Origin of the sequence: Microcoleus sp. BROC3, from assembly GCF_036702515.1 — a bacterium.
Classification (GTDB): domain Bacteria; phylum Cyanobacteriota; class Cyanobacteriia; order Cyanobacteriales; family Microcoleaceae; genus Microcoleus.
Window position 1 is genome coordinate 1 of record NZ_JAUBTQ010000036.1, and the last position, 18,387, is coordinate 18,387.

17 protein-coding genes are annotated in these 18,387 nt (G+C 44.4%); 12 read left to right on the forward strand and 5 right to left on the reverse strand.

What is annotated here, in order from left to right; translation table 11 throughout:
• Positions 1 to 265: 265 nt before the first annotated feature.
• From QUB30_RS21765 to QUB30_RS33945, 7 genes are all read left to right on the forward strand, one after another.
• Positions 266 to 802, forward strand: coding sequence for a transposase (locus QUB30_RS21765; RefSeq protein ID WP_333337353.1), 537 nt, complete (start codon positions 266 to 268; stop codon positions 800 to 802).
• A 9-nt stretch (positions 803 to 811) separates the two neighbouring features.
• Entirely contained in the window at positions 812 to 1,693 is an 882-nt protein-coding gene (locus QUB30_RS21770) for a zinc-binding dehydrogenase (RefSeq protein WP_333337464.1), read from the forward strand.
• Between the two features lie 254 nt (positions 1,694 to 1,947).
• Positions 1,948 to 6,321 carry an nSTAND1 domain-containing NTPase gene (locus QUB30_RS21775; RefSeq protein WP_333337355.1) on the forward strand — a complete coding sequence of 1,458 codons (4,374 nt, stop codon included), beginning with the start codon at positions 1,948 to 1,950 and terminating at the stop codon, positions 6,319 to 6,321.
• A 41-nt stretch (positions 6,322 to 6,362) separates the two neighbouring features.
• The gene (locus tag QUB30_RS21780; protein WP_333337356.1) at positions 6,363 to 6,548 is read left to right on the forward strand and encodes a hypothetical protein; all 186 of its coding nucleotides are present in this window, start codon (positions 6,363 to 6,365) and stop codon (positions 6,546 to 6,548) included.
• A gap of 7 nt (positions 6,549 to 6,555) precedes the next feature.
• Positions 6,556 to 7,014, forward strand: coding sequence for a cation-translocating P-type ATPase C-terminal domain-containing protein (locus QUB30_RS21785; RefSeq protein ID WP_333337358.1), 459 nt, complete (start codon positions 6,556 to 6,558; stop codon positions 7,012 to 7,014).
• A 776-nt stretch (positions 7,015 to 7,790) separates the two neighbouring features.
• Positions 7,791 to 7,973 carry a transposase gene (locus QUB30_RS33940; protein WP_445300529.1) on the forward strand — a complete coding sequence of 61 codons (183 nt, stop codon included), beginning with the start codon at positions 7,791 to 7,793 and terminating at the stop codon, positions 7,971 to 7,973.
• A 47-nt stretch (positions 7,974 to 8,020) separates the two neighbouring features.
• On the forward strand, positions 8,021 to 8,194 hold the full coding sequence (locus QUB30_RS33945; RefSeq protein ID WP_445300530.1) for a transposase: 174 nt from the start codon (positions 8,021 to 8,023) through the stop codon (positions 8,192 to 8,194).
• 805 nt (positions 8,195 to 8,999) lie between these two features.
• Here QUB30_RS33945 and QUB30_RS21795 read toward each other — a convergent pair.
• Positions 9,000 to 9,251 (reverse strand): hypothetical protein, encoded by a 252-nt coding sequence (locus QUB30_RS21795; RefSeq protein WP_333337362.1) that lies wholly within the window; start codon positions 9,249 to 9,251, stop codon positions 9,000 to 9,002.
• A gap of 75 nt (positions 9,252 to 9,326) precedes the next feature.
• Here QUB30_RS21795 and QUB30_RS21800 point away from each other — a divergent pair, with 75 nt between their 5' ends.
• A complete protein-coding gene (locus tag QUB30_RS21800) occupies positions 9,327 to 9,683 on the forward strand; it encodes a DUF2511 domain-containing protein (RefSeq protein ID WP_333337364.1) in 357 nt (118 codons plus the stop codon).
• A gap of 290 nt (positions 9,684 to 9,973) precedes the next feature.
• Here the strand turns inward: QUB30_RS21800 and QUB30_RS21805 are convergent, their stop codons facing one another.
• Positions 9,974 to 10,849, reverse strand: coding sequence for an ADP-ribosylation family protein (locus tag QUB30_RS21805; protein WP_333337366.1), 876 nt, complete (start codon positions 10,847 to 10,849; stop codon positions 9,974 to 9,976).
• 234 nt (positions 10,850 to 11,083) lie between these two features.
• Here QUB30_RS21805 and QUB30_RS21810 point away from each other — a divergent pair, with 234 nt between their 5' ends.
• Both QUB30_RS21810 and QUB30_RS21815 read left to right on the forward strand, forming a co-directional pair.
• Positions 11,084 to 12,250 carry an IS4 family transposase gene (locus tag QUB30_RS21810; protein WP_333337369.1) on the forward strand — a complete coding sequence of 389 codons (1,167 nt, stop codon included), beginning with the start codon at positions 11,084 to 11,086 and terminating at the stop codon, positions 12,248 to 12,250.
• Positions 12,247 to 12,432, forward strand: coding sequence for a hypothetical protein (locus QUB30_RS21815; RefSeq protein WP_333337371.1), 186 nt, complete (start codon positions 12,247 to 12,249; stop codon positions 12,430 to 12,432). The genes QUB30_RS21810 and QUB30_RS21815 overlap by 4 nt, the downstream gene beginning before the upstream one ends.
• 281 nt (positions 12,433 to 12,713) lie before the next feature.
• Here the strand turns inward: QUB30_RS21815 and QUB30_RS21820 are convergent, their stop codons facing one another.
• From QUB30_RS21820 to QUB30_RS21830, 3 genes are all read right to left on the reverse strand, one after another.
• Positions 12,714 to 13,685, reverse strand: coding sequence for a leucine-rich repeat domain-containing protein (locus tag QUB30_RS21820; RefSeq protein ID WP_333337373.1), 972 nt, complete (start codon positions 13,683 to 13,685; stop codon positions 12,714 to 12,716).
• 459 nt (positions 13,686 to 14,144) lie between these two features.
• Entirely contained in the window at positions 14,145 to 15,197 is a 1,053-nt protein-coding gene (locus QUB30_RS21825; RefSeq protein WP_333337375.1) for a leucine-rich repeat domain-containing protein, read from the reverse strand.
• A gap of 164 nt (positions 15,198 to 15,361) precedes the next feature.
• Positions 15,362 to 16,465: a leucine-rich repeat domain-containing protein gene (locus tag QUB30_RS21830; protein WP_333337377.1), complete on the reverse strand. Its 1,104-nt coding sequence runs from the start codon at positions 16,463 to 16,465 to the stop codon at positions 15,362 to 15,364.
• Positions 16,466 to 16,984: 519 nt separating this feature from the next.
• On the opposite strand from QUB30_RS21830, the gene QUB30_RS21835 reads away from it, so the two are divergent.
• Together QUB30_RS21835 and QUB30_RS21840 are read left to right on the forward strand one after the other, a co-directional pair.
• A complete protein-coding gene (locus tag QUB30_RS21835; RefSeq protein ID WP_333337379.1) occupies positions 16,985 to 17,539 on the forward strand; it encodes a hypothetical protein in 555 nt (184 codons plus the stop codon).
• 563 nt (positions 17,540 to 18,102) lie between these two features.
• Positions 18,103 to 18,312, forward strand: coding sequence for a hypothetical protein (locus QUB30_RS21840; RefSeq protein WP_333337381.1), 210 nt, complete (start codon positions 18,103 to 18,105; stop codon positions 18,310 to 18,312).
• Positions 18,313 to 18,387: the final 75 nt, after the last annotated feature.

Consider the following 18,387-nt stretch of genomic DNA (forward strand, 5'->3'; position numbering starts at 1 on the left):
TTACTTGAACGGGTTAATTGGAAATCAGGGAAAAACTTCATAAGTATAATTACTCACTGCAAAAGTGACATGCTCCCAGTTTGGTGTGATATATAAATCAAAACAGAGTCCTGCATGAACTTTTCGCTCGGGCGAATATTAGTTGGAAAAAAATCAAAAAGTCAATCCCAAATCCGATGAATAACTGGTAAAAAAAAAGCGGGAACAAATTAACGATATTTTATCGAAAAACAAGGCTGGCATAGAATCTGGCGAAATAATAGAATTGTTTTTAGATGAATGTCATCTACTTCATGGCGATCTGACAGGCTACATTTGGGGTCAATCGGAGCGGAGAATTGAAGTTCCTATTACCAATAAAAAAGATAGACAAACTTATTTTGGGGCCCTGAATTATGAAAGTAAACAATTCCACGTTCAAAGTTATCCATCTGGAGATGGAAAATCAACAGTTAAATTCATAAAACACTTACAAAACAAATATAAAAAACGGAAAATAATCTTGATTGTGGAGGGAGCTAGTTATCATAAACATGGAGAATTTAGAGATTTTTTATCATCAGTAAATAGTGATAAAGAACCGTCATATTGGTCAATTACTTGTATTTTATTTGCTCCCAATTCGCCCCAACAGAATCCCGTTGAAGATATTTGGTTACAAGCTAAAAACTTTTTAAGAAAGTATTGGTATTTATGTAGGTCTTTTAAGATTGTCAAATTTTTGTTTGAGTTTTTTACTAAGGAACATAAATTTGATTTCCCTAAAATACGTCAATATACTTACACAGAGAAAATCATTTAGGATTGCTATATAGGCGATCGCGTCGTTATCGATCAGGTGTTGAACTGTGTTAGCCGACGGCGACAACCGAAGTGCGAATACTGTGCCAGTAGCGACTCCCATCAATGTCAGTTTTACTCCGAACATGGCATCACTGGTTTACCGGGAGGACTCGCGGAATATATAGCGGTTCCTGCTGTAAATGTCATACCCATTAATTCTGACTTGGAAACTATCGCCGCTGTTCTCACAGAACCCCTTGGTTGTATCAGCCACGCCTTAGATAGGGTGACACGCTCCCGCACCCGTTATGTAATTAATGCTGAAGATATCGATAAACGCGTGCGGTCAATTCTGATTTTTGGTGGTGGTCCAGCGGGGCTATTATTCATTCAATATCTGTACAAAGTCCTAAACTATGATGGTTTGATTCTAGTCAGCGAACCGAATCAGCGAAAGCGGGAATTAGCCTCTTGCTTTGGTGCAGAGGTAATTGACCCCCAAGTAGTCGATCTAGCCGAAGTTGTGCAGGAAAAGACTAATGGACGGCGAGTAGAGTTTTTAATTGATGCTTGCGGTGCTGGTTCCGTCTTCAGAGATATTTCTGTCTTAATCCGCAGACAGGCTACAGTTCTACTCTACGGGTTGGGTCATGCAGGTGTAGATTTGAGCGTACTGAATAACTTACAATTCATGGAACCAACGCTGGTTACTGCCCTTGGCGCATCAGGAGGGTTCCGCAGCGACGGACGCCCATGTACCTACGATAGAGTACTTGGCTTGCTGGCAGCTAAGCAGATCGAGGTAACTTCGTGGATTACCCATCGTTACCAGTCCCTGGAAGCTGTGCCTCAAGCTTTTACTAGCGATCGCCTAGAACCCGACTATATCAAAGGTGTAGTAGTGCTATAGGGGGTCATTCGCCAGTTATAGCAACGGACATATCGGTTAGGACATTATATTTTGCTTTAAAGGGAACAGGGAACGGGGAACAGGCAACAGAAAAATGTTCTAACGATTGTGGCGACTGTATACCAATTAAAATGAATGGTGCCCAGTATCCGGCGTGGCTTTCCAGTCCTTGGTGATGTGCTTCTTTTCCAAGCGCTTTGAGCCGTCTGTAGAGATAAAAGCTTTTTGGAGTCCGCTTCATCCCATCTATATCTATGCCTGAGTTTAAACGCTCTGTTGCGGTGGTTATTGGTATTAATCAGTACGTCAATGACATTCCGGAACTGAAAACCGCAGTCAATGACGCGGACCACCTTGCCCTCATTTTGGAGAAGAACTATCAATACCAAGTTCTACGGCTGTTAGATGAAGATGCAACTAAGGACAAACTCAGCAGTCTGTTGGCAGCCTTTGAGGAACAAACATTTCCTTTCCCCGACGGCAATAAAATCCACCTTGAACCAGATGACCGATTCTTGTTCTACTTTGCCGGACATGGTTTCGCTCAAGATGGACTAGACAATGCCGATGGACCAGTAGGCTTTCTCGTACCCCAAGATGGGCGACGGGATGAGGACACTTGGTTAAAAATGCAGCGACTGCACGATGCTCTAATTAAACTACCGTGTCGTCATTTGTTGATTATCCTTGATTGTTGCTTTGCTGGTACATTCCGCTGGGCAGGACAAGAAAGAGAGGTGGTGCGATCGCAAAAAGTCTACCGGGAACGCTACGATCGCTTCATTGCTGGTTCCGCTCAACAAGTGATTACCTCAGCCGCCCATGACGAGAAAGCAACAGACTCGCTCTACCGTTTCGGACAACGGGGCGATAATCAAGGTCATTCTCCATTTGCAGAGCTTCTTTTTCAGGCGCTCAACGGAGAGGCAGATTTTACCAGCGATGGGGTGATTACGGCGACTGAACTCTACCTCTATCTACGTGACAAGATAACCACCAAACAAACCCCCGAACTCAGTCAACTCAAACGGCATGACAAAGGGGAGTACATTTTTCCCGTTCCCTGTTTTGACCGCAATCAATTACAAGCAGCCCCCACATTAGATGAAAAAACTAACCCGTACAAGGGGTTAGAGTCGTTTGAAGCAGCGGATAGCGACAAGTTCTTCGGTAGAACTGCCTTGACCGAAAAGCTGCAAGAATTTGTTACGACGCATGGGTTAACGGTGGTACTGGGCGCTTCAGGAACAGGTAAATCGAGCTTGGTGAAAGCAGGATTGATTCCTCAGTTGAAGACTCAACAAGGATGGCGCATCTTAGCTCCCTTCCGCCCTGAAGAGTCACCTTTCAGGGCTTTGAACAATACCTTGGTTCAGGAAAACTTGCCAGTTGTTGATCAAGAAACTCCTGAACCTGGAGTAAAAAATCTGCTAGCAAGATTGGCGAATTGGAGTCAGCTTAACCCCAACTCCAAACTGCTGCTAGTGATTGATCAGTGTGAAGAATTAGTTACCATTAGCCGCAATGATACTGAGCGAGAGCAGTTCCTGAGCGGTTTGGCAGAGGCTGCTTCGGCTTTTCCAGAGCAGTTACGCCTGGTGCTGACGCTGCGAAATGACTTTGAACCGCAGTTGAGCGATACTGCCTTAAAGCCGTATTGGACATCAGCGCGGTTTGTCGTGCCTGCAATGACGCGAGAGCAATTGCGGGAAGCGATTGTGGAACCTGCCGCCGCCAAGGTCATGTATTTTGAGCCACCAACTCTGGTAGACCAGTTAATTGATGAAGTTATGCAAATGCCAGGGGCGCTGCCTCTGCTGTCGTTTACCCTGAGAGAACTTTACCTCAAGTACATTAAAAGTGTTAGGGAGGGGATAAGGAGTGAGCGATCGATTACTCAAACAGATTACGAAGAATTGGGTGGCGTCACGCGCAGCCTCACCCAAAGAGCCGACTTTGAATACGAGGAGTTAACAAAGCGCGATGAAGCTTATACGCTCACCATTAAGCAGGTGATGCTGCGAATGGTGGCAGTCGATGTCGGTGAATTGGCTCGTAGAAGGGTACTCTTGTCTGAACTGGAGTATCCTCAAACCAAAAATGAGCGGGTGCAGGAAGTGATTCGGCAATTTACCGACGCCCGCTTGCTAGTCAAAGGTCAAGATAGTGAGGGAAACCCCTATGTTGAGCCGGCCCATGATGCCTTAGTACGGGGATGGCAAAAACTGCTGGTTTGGAAACAACAGGAACAGGAAGATTTAATTTTACAACGGCGGCTAACACCTGCTGCTCTGGAGTGGAACAGCAATCAACCGACAACATTTCACTGGAGTGCCCCGCGTGATTGGTGGAAGCAATTTTGGCACAGACAGCAACAAGCAAACTTTCTTTGGGAGACGAACCCCCGCCTCAATTTTTTGAAGCAGGTACTTGATTCAACTGACAACTGGTTCAACCAGGTAGAGGCTGAGTTTGTGCGACGCAGTATTGAACGTCAGCGTAACAACCGTCGCCGAACAATTGGAGCAGTAGCGACAGGGTTTGCCGTTGTGTTGGGATTTGCAGGTTATCAGTGGAATCAGACGCAACAAGCTGAGATTAGAAGTTTAGCTGCATCGTCCGAAGCACTCTTTGTCTCAGACCAACAGATGGAGGCGTTGATAGATGGTTTAAAAGCTGAGAAACAACTCAAAGGGCTAATTGGGGTTGCAGACGACACTAAGACTAGGGCTGTAACTGCGCTACAGCAGGTAGTTTATTGGGTAAGAGAACTCAACCGATTGGAAGGACATCAGGGCTGGGTCTATAGCGTGGATTGGAGTCATGACGGTAAGACAATTGCTTCAGCGTGTGGTGATGGCACTATCAAGCTTTGGAACAAAGAGGGTCAAGAACTCAGGACGCTCAAAGGGCATGACGGTGAGGTTAAAAGTGTAGCTTGGAGTCCCGATGGTAAAACTTTAGCTTCGGCTAGTGATGATAGAACTATTAAACTCTGGAGCATTGACGGCAAACCACTCAGGACGCTCAAGGGGCATACTGCTGTGGTCAATAGCGTTGCATGGAATCCCGATGGTAAAACTTTAGCTTCGGCTAGTGGCGATAAAACGATCAAACTTTGGAGCAAAGATGGCAAACTACTCAGGACGCTCAAAGGACATAGTGCTGAGGTCAATAGCGTTGCTTGGAACAAAGATAGTAAAACTTTAGCTTCGGCTAGCAATGATAAAACGATCAAACTTTGGCACAAAGATGGCAAATTACTTAAGACGCTCCAAAAAGATATTGAGTGGGTTAATAGTGTGGCGTGGAGTCCTAATGGGAAAACCTTAGCTTCGGCTAGTGGTGACAAGACCATTAAACTCTGGAGGATAGCGGACGGCAAACCATTTAGAACGTTTCGAGGACACGGCGATGTGATTCGGAGCGTCACTTGGAGTCCCAAAGGGGAGATAATCGCTTCAGCTAGTGATGACAAGACGATTAAACTCTGGAGAATGGCGGACGGTCAGGAACTAGGAACGTTTCAAGGACATACCACTGCAACTGGAAGTGTCGCTTGGAGTCCCGACGGTCAGACCCTTGCTTCGGCTAGCGGTGACAATACTATCAGGCTCTGGAGTAAAGACAGTCAAGGACTCCTGACACTCATAGGACATAGCGATGGGGTTAAGAGTGTCGCTTTGAGTTTTGATGGGAAAATAATCGCTTCGGGGAGTGCGGATAAGGACATCAAACTTTGGAGTAAAGCAAGCCTTGAACCCAGAACGCTCAAAGGGTACGATGGTGGGGTCAAAAGCGTTGCCTGGAGTCCTGACGGTCAGACAATCGCTGCGGCTCTTATCGATGGCACCATTAGACTTTGGGGCGTTGATGGTAAAGAGCTGGAGAAGATCAGGGGACATAACAGTGCTGTCAATAGCGTCGCTTGGAGTCCTGACGGTCAGACCCTAGTTTCGGCTGGTGGGGAGGGTGACATGACTCTGAAACTCTGGAAGATAGCAAACGGTAAATACTTCAGAATTAAGACACTCCGAGAGCGCAGCGTAATTATGAGCGTAGCTTGGCATCCGGATGGTCAGACTATAGCTGTGGCACTTGCTGATGGCGCGATCGCACTTAGAAGTGTGGATGGTACACACCTTAGGACACTCCAAGGGCATATGGAGGCGGTCACTAGCGTAGCCTGGAGTCCTAACGGTCAAACCATCGCTTCAGCCAGTGCTGACAAGACTATCAAAATTTGGAGCAAAGACGGCAAACTACTTAAGACGCGCCAAAGCCATAGTAAGTCGGTTAATAGCGTAGCTTGGAGTCCCGACAGCCAAACTCTGGCTTCAGGCAGTGCTGACAAGACTATCAAAATTTGGAGCAAAGACGGACAAGAACTCGGAACGCTTAAAGGGCATAGCGATGCAGTCAATAGCGTTAGCTTTAGTCCTGATGGTAAAAGCGTCGCCTCAGCTAGTGATGACAAGACCGTGCTTCTGTGGAACTTAGAGCTATTGGATCGAGCTATTTTATTGAAGCGCGGGTGCGATCGGGTGCATGATTATCTGAACACCAACCCTAATGTCACAAAGGAAGATCGTCACTTGTGCAATGATATGGGAACTTCCCGTTCATAGATGCTTAGGAGCAAAATCTGATCTTCGTTGGGTTGGTGGCAATGATTGACCCCCCGAGAGCAGAAGTTGCGGACGCGATCGCCCAATGCCATCAAGCAGGTATCCAGGTGACGATGGTAACAGTAGATTATGGACTCACCGCAGAAGCGATTAGCCAGCAAATGGGCTTAGTAGATGGTAAAGCCAGGGTCGTTACGGGCGAAGAAAGGGGACATCTTTCGGAATAAGTCTTTAATGCTGCGTGCCTTTTTGTTTCTAGGGTTGCTCGAAGGTGTGGTAGGAATGATAGGTTTCCTGCTGGTTTGGCGGTCAAATGGTTACGGGATTACCGAGTTGCAGGGGATGACTTCGGCGATTCTTGCCCGATCGGGGACTGCTACTGAGATGGCAATTTATCATCAAGCAACAACTATGACGCTGGCGGCGATCGTGGCTTGTCAGGTTGGAAACGTTTTCGCCTGCCGAAGTGAGCGCACCTCAATTTTTAGATTGGGCTTTTTTAGCAACCGTTTGATCTGGTTAGGCATTGCGGTTGAGTGGGGACTGATTCTATCTATTATCTATTTCCCACCTTTACAAAAAGTCTTTGCGACCGCACCCCTATCTCCCTGGCAATGGTTAATGCTGCTCCTCTGCCCACCATTGATACTAATCGCTGATGAAATACGAAAGAAAATTGTTCAGGCAGGGTAAACGCATCTTAACTTTAACCCCAAATATGCTACAGTTAAATCCGACTAAATTTCAATAAGGCATTTGAGGTTAAAAATCTTTGTATATGACGACGACGGCTATTTTCTTGTATTGGTAACGGCAGGTTAGCAGCTAATCTTTCTATCCTTACTTCTCGATAATTCTGTAGTAGCCATACCCGTATTTTTAGAGTAATTCACTGTCAATTGCTCAGGTATTTTTGCAGGATTGTTTGAGAGAATTGTGGTAGCACTTAGGGTTGTGGTCTTGTTATTTTGACGCAACCATTCTTTTCTATCATAAAACAGTCCCTCACAGATAGCTGTCTAATAACCTCACGGTTTATTCTCAATAACCTGAGTTCGGGATAAGGATTTGGGCCGTGAAAAGGGCAAACCCGATAGGCTGAAAATGCTAAAATCTCGCCCAGTTTGCCCTCATGCTTAGTATAGAACAACTCTTTTGCTCCGTCGATGATTTTTGCCAAGGCTTTGAAGCGCAATGGCAGCAGCAACTTTTAGGCTGTGGACTCAAGCTTCGGAATCGACCTGGCAGCTTGACGAAAGAGCAAAATCATGACGATTCTGATTGCATTCCACCAATCGTGTTACCGCAACTTCAAAACCTATTATCAACAGAAGGTGCAGACTGAGTGGGCGGATGCGTTTCCACCAGGGGTGAGCTATCACCGCTTCATCGAATGGGTTCCTGGAACGTTAGTGCCAATGTGCGCCTACTTGCGCTCGTGTTTGGGCAAGTGTAGCGGCATCAGTTTTATGGATTCTACCTGTATCAAAGTCTGTCACAACCGCCGCATCCCTCAACACAAAGTGTTTGCGGATAAAACCGCCCGTGGCAAAACCTCGGTTGATTGGTTCTTTGGCTTCAAGCTGCATCTGGTGGTCAATGACGCCCGCCGAGTTGCTCAATATCATATTGACTTCGGGGAACACCGATGACCGCACTCCGGTTCCTTCATTATTGCAGCAGTTGTTTGGCAAGGTGTTTGCAGGCAAGGGCTACCGAGTCGCAAAAATTGGCAAAACAATTGTTCAAAACCGCAGGCATTCAACTAATCACCAAGCTCAAACGCAACATGAAACAGCGCTTGATGCCCCTCAATGACCGGTTGATGCTCGCGCTTGCGCGCCCGATATCGAAACCATTATTGATCAGTTAAAGAACATCTCTTAAATCGAGCATTCGCGTCATCGTTCTCCGGTCAATTGCTTTGTCAACATTTTCGGTGGGTTGATTGCCTATTGCCATCAGCCAAAGAAGCCGTCGATTGCGCTCAACCACAATCTGTTGCTTCCGGCTTAACCCGAACTCACGTTAATAGCTAGGAGTCGAGCGACTGCTGTAAACCAAGTCAGGGAATAAATCTTTAGCCAACTGTTAAGCTTTATCAGACAACAACAGTTTAGCCGATTGCAAAGCGCGAGTCCGACAACAGCAATTTACGCGAGTGTCAAGGCTGGTATAACGGCTACTGTGTTACCAATTTTCTCATACTCCTTAAATTTGATTTTTTATTTAATTTAGATAACGGCTACTGTGTTGCCAATTTTCTCATACTCTTAATTTTGACTTTTTATTCAATTTAGATACAGTAACTTGACTATTAAGTCAATCTACTTGTTGTTAAAAACGCTAAAAAATAGCTAATGTTGTGGAGCGTTAAAATCAGGGATTTGCAGTATAAAGTCAGGCGTTTGCAGTATAAAATCAGTGAGATTACAGGCATTTGCAGGGGCTGCACTTTACCTGCAAATGCCTGTAAATATCCTGCAAATGCCTGCAATTTTATGCCAAATTACTGCTTTTTTGGGTCGAGCGTACATTTGCCTGTTGAGGCAGGTTATGGCTGTTCTTGAGTAGTAGCAAGCAATGGTTTTGTCCGTACAAACCTGACTTTTACACGCAGAAACAAAAACAATGCACCCTTATGAATGGGGAATCCTAGGTGTCAAGTAGCTTGATTTTTACCCGCTCTTCGGCTGTGCCGATCGCTCACATTGCTCCTGCTGTTGTGGCGGTTTTGTGGAGGTGATCGACGCCGGAAAAGTCACATCCGAAGTTGTGGCAGTTGTGGACTCGACAGAATTTGCAGAGTTCGATCGGCTTATGGCTAGCTGTCCCGCTCTTTGTCTCTGACCCAGCTTTGCCAGTCTACTTTTGAGTTGATCGAGCGTAGCAATATCGTTACTAGCGTCCCCGGCGACGCTGTTACCCATGAACGTGTATCCCAACTCATCCAAACTACCTCATGCCAGACTTAAGAAAAATAAGAGGAACTGGGAGCAAGTCTAATGAACTGGAAAAAGTACGTTGTAGTGTGTGGGTTGCTGCTGATTGTAGGTTGTCTAGGGGAACCGGGTCAGCCAATTTCAATTTCCCAAGAGCAATTGGGTGACGATTGGCCCTTAACAGTGCCGCGTGGGAAATTGGATTGTATGTTTACTGGTGACTTTCATGCAGAGAGCGTAGAAGTTATTTATTTTATTGCACCAGATAGCAAAGAATATTTGCTCAAGGGTTCGCCGATGCGCTCAGAAAAAATTCTTCTTCCGATTGATCCCATCCACAAGCCTGACCCCACCAATCCCCGAGCTAAAAAAAATCTTGATGTATTAATTGAGGCAGGATTCCAGGTATGTCCCTACTAGCCAAATTGCCTACCAAAACTATTGGATTAAATAAGCGCCCGCTAGCAATCGCTCGGCGCGCTCAAATCGAAATATAGCAGTCCTAAATCAGTCGCAAAATCGATCGAAACCAGAATTCTTGCAGTGTAAGCATCTTGCTCGCGTATATTTTTTCAAATCATTTAGGATTGCTATATGTGCAACGCCTCAAAAGCAGTTTTCTATCCCGCTTCCCAGCTACCTCGCTCACCCGCTAATAACTGCTGTATTATTTCTGCCAGCCTCCCCTAGTCTTTTATTCAGAAGCTCAACTAAAGATACCAGTCATCAAGAATATCTATATAAGCAAGAACAGGATCTCGGTATTTCCAATGGTTACGGAGTATTTGCTGTAAGAGTTTTCTGTCTAAAGCTGCATAAGCAGCATCCAGTAACTCAAAAGCATGGTGATTCCATTCCTCAGTGTTTAGTGCCCACAAATCTTTACCAAATTTGAGCGCGGTACCAGGAAACCCTGCATTCAAAGCCTCCTTAGCCTCATTAAGTTTTTCACTTTTGAGATGCCCTGAAAGTGGGCGATAGAGCTCCTCAGGAATTACAATTCCCATTTCATCCCAGGTTTCGGCAGTTATTATTCGCTCTTGCTCTGTTGTTGTCAAATCATATTTGTTACTGTATTGCTGTAATTCTTCGCTAAGTTGATTCAATTTACTGATTCGTTCTCTTGCATCATCGGAATCTTCTAGACCATATTGGGTGTCTTGCAATATATCTTCATGTACCATCTCCAAAGCGTTCTGTACTGCATCAAATAGAGTAGTTCCATCTTGGGAGAGAGCATAAGCATCGTTTTGGTAGTAATGACTAACACAACTGGGAAGAGAATTGGGATCATCAAAATAATAGCCCCAGTGCAGCCCATCTACGTGACCTTGCAAAACAGTGAAGAATTCCGGTGGATCTCGATAGTAACGCCAATGCAGATCGAAGCTCAATTTAGGCTCCTTGCCGTCGAACCTTCCACCAAGAAACTCGAAGGGACCAACTAAGTTGATATCAAGAGGCTCAATCAACGCCTCCAGAGGATTCTCAGGGTTTAAGTGACAAGCGAATTCCCAGAATTGAAAAAAGTCCTCTGGAAAAGCTATACTGTAGCGTTCTTGTAGTGCTTTTTTGCGTTGTTCCATATGACTAATGACTAATGAGCAGCTCAAAAACTAAAGACGGTCTGAATTATTCCGACGTAGATAGTATCGTTGCTACTATTGTGTTCCGGATTGATAATCACCAAGATACCTGAAGTTATGCCGATATTATCAGTGGCAGGAAAAGTAAAAGTCCTGACGGGGTGACAACCCCGTCGAAAGCTTTCCCTGTGGAGCTTTGGGACGTTTTGTGGTAAAAAAGATGGGGTCGTGATTGTGAAAAAGCCCCATCTGTTAAATATGTTTCCTTCATTTTACCAAATCCACCTACAACAACAACTAAAAGCCACCGAATATCTGACTCTAAAGATTTTGGTATATCTGCTTGCTTGCCATAAACAAGTCAGCCTGGAATTGCTAGCTTCTTTAATGCCTTATCCGATTCAATTTGAAAGCCGCAGGCGCAGCTTACAAAGATTTTTTAAATTGGATTGCCTCCAAATAGAACGCCTGTGGTTCCCTATCGTTCAAGAAATATTGAAGGAAAAATTTAAAAATCATAAATCGTTAAAGGTAGCTATCGATCGCACACAGTGGCGCGACAAAAACGTTTTTGTAATTAGTCTGATTTGGGACAAGCGAGGTATCCCTTTATACTGGCAGCTCTTAAACAAAAGGGGTAGCAGTAATATCGCGGAGCAGCAAGCTCTAATTAGCCCGGTAAAAGAACTGCTTAAAGATTATGAAATAATTATCTTAGGCGACCGAGAATTTGGGAGCGTCAAGCTGGCGTCTTGGCTGTGTGAGCAGCAAGTAAAGTTTGTTCTTAAAATTAAACAGGAGCGTTATATCCAATCAGAAGAAGCCGATTATGTCCACTTATCTGAGGTAGGATTACTGCCAGGAAGTAGCTTTTATCTAACCGGAGTTAAAGTGACCAAACAAAAAGGGTTTGGTTCTTTTGATGTAGCCGGTTATTGGCGACGTAAATATCGAGGAAAAGTTGATGATGAAGGTTGGTATCTGCTCACTAATTTAGGGGGATTGAAGCCAGCCATTGCTGCTTTTAAATGTCGCAGCGGTATTGAAGCTATGTTCAAGGACTGTAAGACAGGTGGTTACAATTTAGAGAAGAGTCACGCTAACAATGAGCGGTTAAAAAACTTAATCTTAGTCATTGCTATTGCTTACAGTTGTGCTGTTATCCAAGGGCAAAAATTCAAGCAAATGGGAATTCAAAAATATACGGGACGCTTGACTGAATGCAAGCGTTCGCATCGCCGTCATAGCAGTTTTTGGATTGGATTATACGGTCAATCTTGGGTGGTTGGAATGGAGTTTTGCCAAGAAATAGTTGCTGAATTAATGAGAATTAGACGTAACAAGCTGCCCTTTTTTCAGAGGGGTGTGAGGGCTATGTCCTTGATTTTATCAGGATTTTGACTCTTGTTGTCACCCCGTCAGGTAAAAGTCTTTACAGACCGATCGCCCACGACGGAGCTCATAGAATTAAACAGGCGAGTGGCTACCAATCTGGCATCGTATCTTCAGCTATTGAGGAGGATTTTGCGGCGGCAATCGACGCGGGCCTTTCTTGCATCGGTCGATATTATGGCGATAGTTGACGAGACGCAATTTGAAGAGTTTAAGCAGCTAAAAGGTGAGGGGCGCTCTCATAAAAACGTATAAAAACTCATAAAAACGTATATTTCTGAAAGTTTGCCTAGGTCTGCCGGTCTTGGATTTTCCTTGCTGACCACGGAGAAACCAGGAGCGATCGGCTTGGCAGGTAGCCCGATCGCCCCTGGTTGATTCCCCGGTAAATCGATAGCGAATAAGGAAGCCACCATTTCTATAAACGGATAGGCGGGGATACTACAATTTCCCCATTTAGAGCTGAAAACTGTTAAAGCTCCGTCAGGTTATTCATATATATATTAATTATTGTCAGCTTTGGTAGTTGCTTGATCGCCTCTGGGACAAAGGTAATTTTATTGTTCATAAGGTTAAGCGATATCAAATTCGACAATTGCCCTAGCGCTTCTGGGATGGAGGTAATCTGATTGTCCCAGAGGCTAAGCGCTTCCAGATTAGAGAGTTGCCCCAGCTCCTCTGGAATCGAAGTAATTTTATTATGACCGAGCTCAAGGACTGTCAGATTGGAGAGTTGCCCAAGCTCCTTCGGAATCGAGGTAATCTCATTGTCCCAGAGGTAAAGGCGTTCCAGATTGGAGAGTTGCCCCAGCTCCTCTGGAATCGAGGTAATTTTACTGTGACAGAGCCAAAGCTCTGACAGAGTGGAGAGTTGTCCCAGCTCCTTCGGAATCGAGGTAATCTCATTGAGGCCAAGCCAAAGCTCTGACAGATTGGAGAGTTGCCCCAGCTCCTTCGGAATCGAGGTAATCTTATTGCTACTGATGTCAAGGCTTGTCAGATTGGAGAGTTGCCCAAGCTCCTTCGGAATCGAGGTAATCTCATTGTTACTGAGGTCAAGGCTTATCAGATTTGACAGTTGACCGAAGGACTCTGGGATGGAGGTAATCTGATTGCCAAAGAAGTTAAGCAATGTCAGATTGGACATTTTGCCGAGCGACTCTGGGATGGAGGTAATCTCATTGTAACTAAGGTTAAGCTCTGTTAGATTCGACAGTCGCCCGAGCGCCTCTGGGATAGAGGTAATCTGATTATCAATAAGGTTAAGTATTTTTAAGTTGGTTAATTGAAGAACATCGTCAGGAAACTTAGTTAGCTGATTTCCCACCCTTTTTATTTTCTTCTCATCCCACTTCCCCAATACTAATATCTCAAGATGTGTGCATTTGCCAATCTGCTGCGGCAATTCCTCTAAACCCAGCCCCGACAAATCCAGCTCTGTCAATTTTTCTTCGGCTGTTTGGTCAATTCGCCGCACTGCTTCCTCTAGCGTCATATCCCTTGTCTCTCCGTAGTATTTATTTTCACGAAGTTCAAAATATCTCTGGTTTTTATTTCACTCTCTAGCTTTTAGAAGTGGGACACCATTTTCAGACAATGGTGCGTCAAGCATCTTGGCAACCAAATCAGCCCCAACAATCTAGCTTTGAGACAGAAGTTAGAATATCGGGGCATGAGAGTTAGACAGTTTGTAAGACAGGAGTAAGACACTTTAACTCAGCAAAGGTTCGTCTACTTTTTTCCGATCACGTTCTGCGGTCTTGGCAGACACTCCATTTCTTGATAATACTAGGAGGCCACAACAAGTAAGTGCGATCAACTTTGGTAACTTCATGTCTTTCTGTGCACCTATAAGTGTCATGATCTTGTGCCTCTAATTTCCCTAACTGCAAAGTTTAAGCATTTAATTTCGGGGTTTCCACTTACAGATAGACTCTGGCTTGAGTGGGCAAGTTTTGGGAGTGCTCGGATTTCTGCTCAAGTAGAGTTCAGTCAGTTTACTTAAGGATTCTAAGGGTTTGATGTCGCTGATTTGATTAATGTCGAGGTAGAGCCAAGTCAGGTTAGTCAAGGATGCTAGCGGTTTAATGTCGCTGATTTGATTGCTTGCGAGCCAGAGCCCAGTCAGGTTAGTCAAGGATGCTAGCGGTTTGATGTCCCCGATCTGATTGCTGTTGAGCCAGAGCGCAGTCAGGTTAGTCAAGGATGCTAGCGGTTTGATGTCGCTGATTTGATTGCTTTCGAGTCCGAGCCCAGTCAGGTTAGTCACGGATGCTAGCGGTTTGATGTCCCCGATCTGATTGCTGTTGAGCCAGAGCCAAGTCAGGTTAGCCAAGGATGCTAGCGGTTTGATGTCACTGATTTGATTTTTGTAGAGGTAGAGCGCAGTCAGGTTAGCCAAGGATGCTAGCGGTTTGATGTCACTGATTTGATTGCTTGCGAGGTCGAGCATAGTCAGGTTAGTCAAGGATGCTAGCGGTTTGATGTCGCTGATTTGATTTTTGTAGAGGGAGAGAAAAGTCAAGTTAGTCAAGGATGCTAGCAGTTTGATGTCGCTGATTTGATTTTTGTAGAGGTAGAGCGTAGTCAGGTTAGTCAAGGATGCTAGCGGTTTGATGTCGCTGATTTGATTTCCTTCGAGCCCGAGCTTAGTCAAGTTAGTCAAGGATGCTAGCGGTTTGATGTCGCTGATTTGATGGCCGTCAAGGGTGAGTTCCGTGAGACTCGAAAGTTGTCGATCGGCTGCCTCGCACTCAGTAGTTCCCGCTTTCTCCAACAACACCTCAACAGTATGTTTAGTTTCAGGACTCAAAGAAACCTTTTCGCGACACCAATCAGCAAATGTCCGTCCACTATCGCCCCGTTGTTTCTGCACGACCCATGAGGAAGGTTCATTTCCACTATTTTCCGACTGACTCGATACCGCCAACATAAAGCCAAGGATTAATGAAATCATAGGAAATAACCTGTGTGGATTTTTATATATTTTCCCACTCACTCCAAAACCCTTTTCTAGGCGAGGATACCCAAATTTTCTAGCCTAAAGCTTGTAACCGTTGCAGTTTCATCCGAATAATCTAATTTTCCTATTTAGATCTGGAACGGCTACCGCTCCCTCAGCTATTCATATATTTTCAGTCTCGGCAATTGTTTGAGCGTCTCTGGAATGGAGGTAATCTGATTGTCATTGAGGTTAAGCGATTCCAAATTCGACAGTTGCCCGAGTGCCTCTGGGATGGCTGTAATCTGATTCTCACTGAGGTTAAGCGATTCCAAATTCGACAGTTGCCCGAGTGCCTCTGGGATGGCTGTAATCTGATTGCTCTTGAGGGAAAGCACTGTCAGATTTGACAGTTGCCCAATTGCCTCTGGGATAGAGATAATCTGATTGCCACCAAGGTAAAGCTCTGTTAGATTCGACAATTGCCCGATCGTATCTGGGATGGCTGTAATCTGATTGAAGGCAAGGTTAAGCTCTGTCAGATTCGACAGTTGCCCGATCGTATCTGGGATGGCTGTAATCTCATTTTCCTTAAGGTCAAGCTCTGTCAGATTCGACAATTGCCCGATCCCGTCTGGGATGACCGTAATCTGATTGCTCCAGAGGTAAAGCCATGTCAGATTTGACAGTTGCCCGATTGTATTTGGGATAGAGGTAATCTCATTGAAACTGAGGGAAAGCCCTACCAAATTCGACAGTTGCCCGAGTGCCTCTGGGATGGAAGTAATCTGATTATTACTGAGTCCAAGCCTTGTCAGATTTGACAATTGCTCGATCGTATCTGGGATGGCTGTAATCTGATTGCTCCCGAGGGAAAGCTCTGTCAGATTTGACAGTTGCCCAATTGCCTCTGCGATAGAGGTAATCTGATTCCTATCAAGGTTAAGCTCTCTCTGATTCGACAGTTGCCCGATCGTATTTGGGATGGCTGTAATCTGATTTTCACTGAGGTCAAGCAATATCAGATTGGACAGTTGCCCGATCACTTCTGGAATGGAGGTTATCTGATTCTGACGGAGGGTAAGCCATCTTAGACCGGACAGTTGACCTAACGCTTCTGGGATGGAGGTAATCTGAGTATTGCTGAGATTAAGCCGTGTCAGATGCGTACAGTTGCCAATTTCCGATGGTATTTCTTGCAACTGCAAACCCGATAAATTTAATATAGTCAAACTTTCATCAGCAACCTGCTCAAATAGTCGCACGGCTTCCTCTGGAGTCATATCGTTTACCTGTCAGTAACATTTATTTCATTGTGACCAGAATTTAGCTTGTTGGAAAGCGATATTTCCCAGCCTAGAGTCTGAACCCATTGGAATTAGATCAGGATAGATTTATTTGTTGATAGAAAAACTTGAATCGCTATATATTTATAGAGATATGAATTTGAGATAAAAATACACATTTTATTTTTAAGTTAAAAATACCTATATGCCACTTAGATAAAAGTGGCACACTAATATCACCAAAATTTCCCTCAATTGTTACAAAACAATTAGTAACAACTTGCAAGATGGAAGTAAAATAGAAGTAATTCTAGCAACAGCCGAGGGTGAGTAAACTTGAGCGAGTGTAGGATGGTTCGCGCTCAACCATTCAGTTACAAGTTTGTTTGTGGAGTACATCTACCTTTTCTCTGACTTATGTCTGACTTTATCCAACCCGAAAAACAGACTTAAGAGGATAAGGTTAAATTCAATTCAATTAGTAAGGGTTCACGTTATTTTTGGTCAAAAGATTTTATGTCTAAGAAAGCAGCTATTCTTGGTTTGGCAGTAATTGGTTTTTCAGCAATCCCTGTTTATGCAGATAGTCAATCTACCAATTCGAGCTTGAAAATTGGAGAGGTGAATCTCTCAATCAATAGCACAGGCACTGTACTCACAAAAACACAACCATCTACAGGAAAGTGGTTAGGGGAACAAAAATTCCAGTCTTTTGGAAGCATGATGTGGGTTCCAGAACACAATGTCCTTTTTGTGGCCGGTGTTTTAGAGGGTGGTAATAAACCAGTGCTTTTAAAAATTAAAGGTACTGGAGGTGGTGGTCAAAATATGTTCGCTTTAACGCCAAATGGTGAATCAGCCAAAGGATATAATTATCGGCTAGGTTCACAAATGATGAGTGTTCAAAACATGACCTACGAAGGGAAATTGCTACAGATTAGAAGCGGTCCCACAACTTACCAGATTAACAATGTAGGTGGTGGCGGTAACAATATGTTTGCATTAGTCAATAATACAGAATGTAAGAGCATGGCAGGTTACAACTACTTTGTTCAGTGTATTGTCAAGTAATTAGAATGACTCTTTGCCATAGATAGGCTTGTAAAGGACATTGACATAAATACATCACTGTAAATAACCCGCTGCAATGTAGTTGTAGCGGGTTTTCTATCGCTTCTGTGCATTCTGCTTTTTAAAAAGCAGACAGGTTTGGACTCGCAGGTGTGACGCTTTTCTGCTAGACCGTGCGACCGCTCCGACCGCTGCAACCATTCCGATCGTCCAACCGTACCACCAAAACAGTATTTTCCCGTCTAGAGCCTGAATCCACTGGAGTTACATCAGGATAGACTCATTACTTGACCGGCGTTGCCACGATCACAGACTCTCTCGCCCTTAAGACACCGTATTAGGGTCTGCTCTTAACCTGCCTTCATACCAACAGTTTAGCCGATTGCAAAGCGCGGGCCCGACAACAGCAATTTATGCGACTGTCAAGGCTGACATAACGGCTGCTACGCTGCCAATTTTTTCGCACTTCTGAAATTTGATTTTTAATTCAACTTCCCATACCGTAACTTGACTATTAAATCAATCCAGTTTTTGTTAAAAACGCTAAAAATTAGCTAATTTTTGTGTGCACTAAAGTCAGACATTTGCAGTATAAAGTCAGGCGTTTGCAGTATAAAGTCAGGCGTTTGCAGGTATTTGCAGGGGCTGCACTTTACCTGCAAATGCCTGTAAATATCCTGCAAATGCCTGACTTTTTCGGTCAAATTACTGCTTTTTTGTGCTGTTCGTGCCTTTGCTTGTTGAGGCTGGTTATTGCTGTTCTCAATCGGTAGCAAGCAATGGTTTTGTCCGTACAAAGCTTTATTTATTACTTTTAAATAAAAAGAATGCACCTCATAAATGCGGAC

Excerpts from the sequence above, each read along its gene's own strand:
- QUB30_RS21835 (WP_333337379.1), top strand. The coding sequence starts at position 16,985 with ATGTCTAAGAAAGCAGCTATTCTTGGTTTGGCAGTAATTGGTTTTTCA.
- QUB30_RS21805 (WP_333337366.1), bottom strand. The coding sequence starts at position 10,849 with ATGGAACAACGCAAAAAAGCACTACAAGAACGCTACAGTATAGCTTTT.
- QUB30_RS21780 (WP_333337356.1), top strand. The coding sequence starts at position 6,363 with ATGATTGACCCCCCGAGAGCAGAAGTTGCGGACGCGATCGCCCAATGC.
- QUB30_RS33940 (WP_445300529.1), top strand. The coding sequence starts at position 7,791 with ATGGATTCTACCTGTATCAAAGTCTGTCACAACCGCCGCATCCCTCAA.
- QUB30_RS21785 (WP_333337358.1), top strand. The coding sequence starts at position 6,556 with ATGCTGCGTGCCTTTTTGTTTCTAGGGTTGCTCGAAGGTGTGGTAGGA.
- QUB30_RS21800 (WP_333337364.1), top strand. The coding sequence starts at position 9,327 with ATGAACTGGAAAAAGTACGTTGTAGTGTGTGGGTTGCTGCTGATTGTA.
- QUB30_RS21830 (WP_333337377.1), bottom strand. The coding sequence starts at position 16,465 with ATGACTCCAGAGGAAGCCGTGCGACTATTTGAGCAGGTTGCTGATGAA.
- QUB30_RS21825 (WP_333337375.1), bottom strand. The coding sequence starts at position 15,197 with ATGATTTCATTAATCCTTGGCTTTATGTTGGCGGTATCGAGTCAGTCG.
- QUB30_RS21795 (WP_333337362.1), bottom strand. The coding sequence starts at position 9,251 with ATGGGTAACAGCGTCGCCGGGGACGCTAGTAACGATATTGCTACGCTC.
- QUB30_RS21775 (WP_333337355.1), top strand. The coding sequence starts at position 1,948 with ATGCCTGAGTTTAAACGCTCTGTTGCGGTGGTTATTGGTATTAATCAG.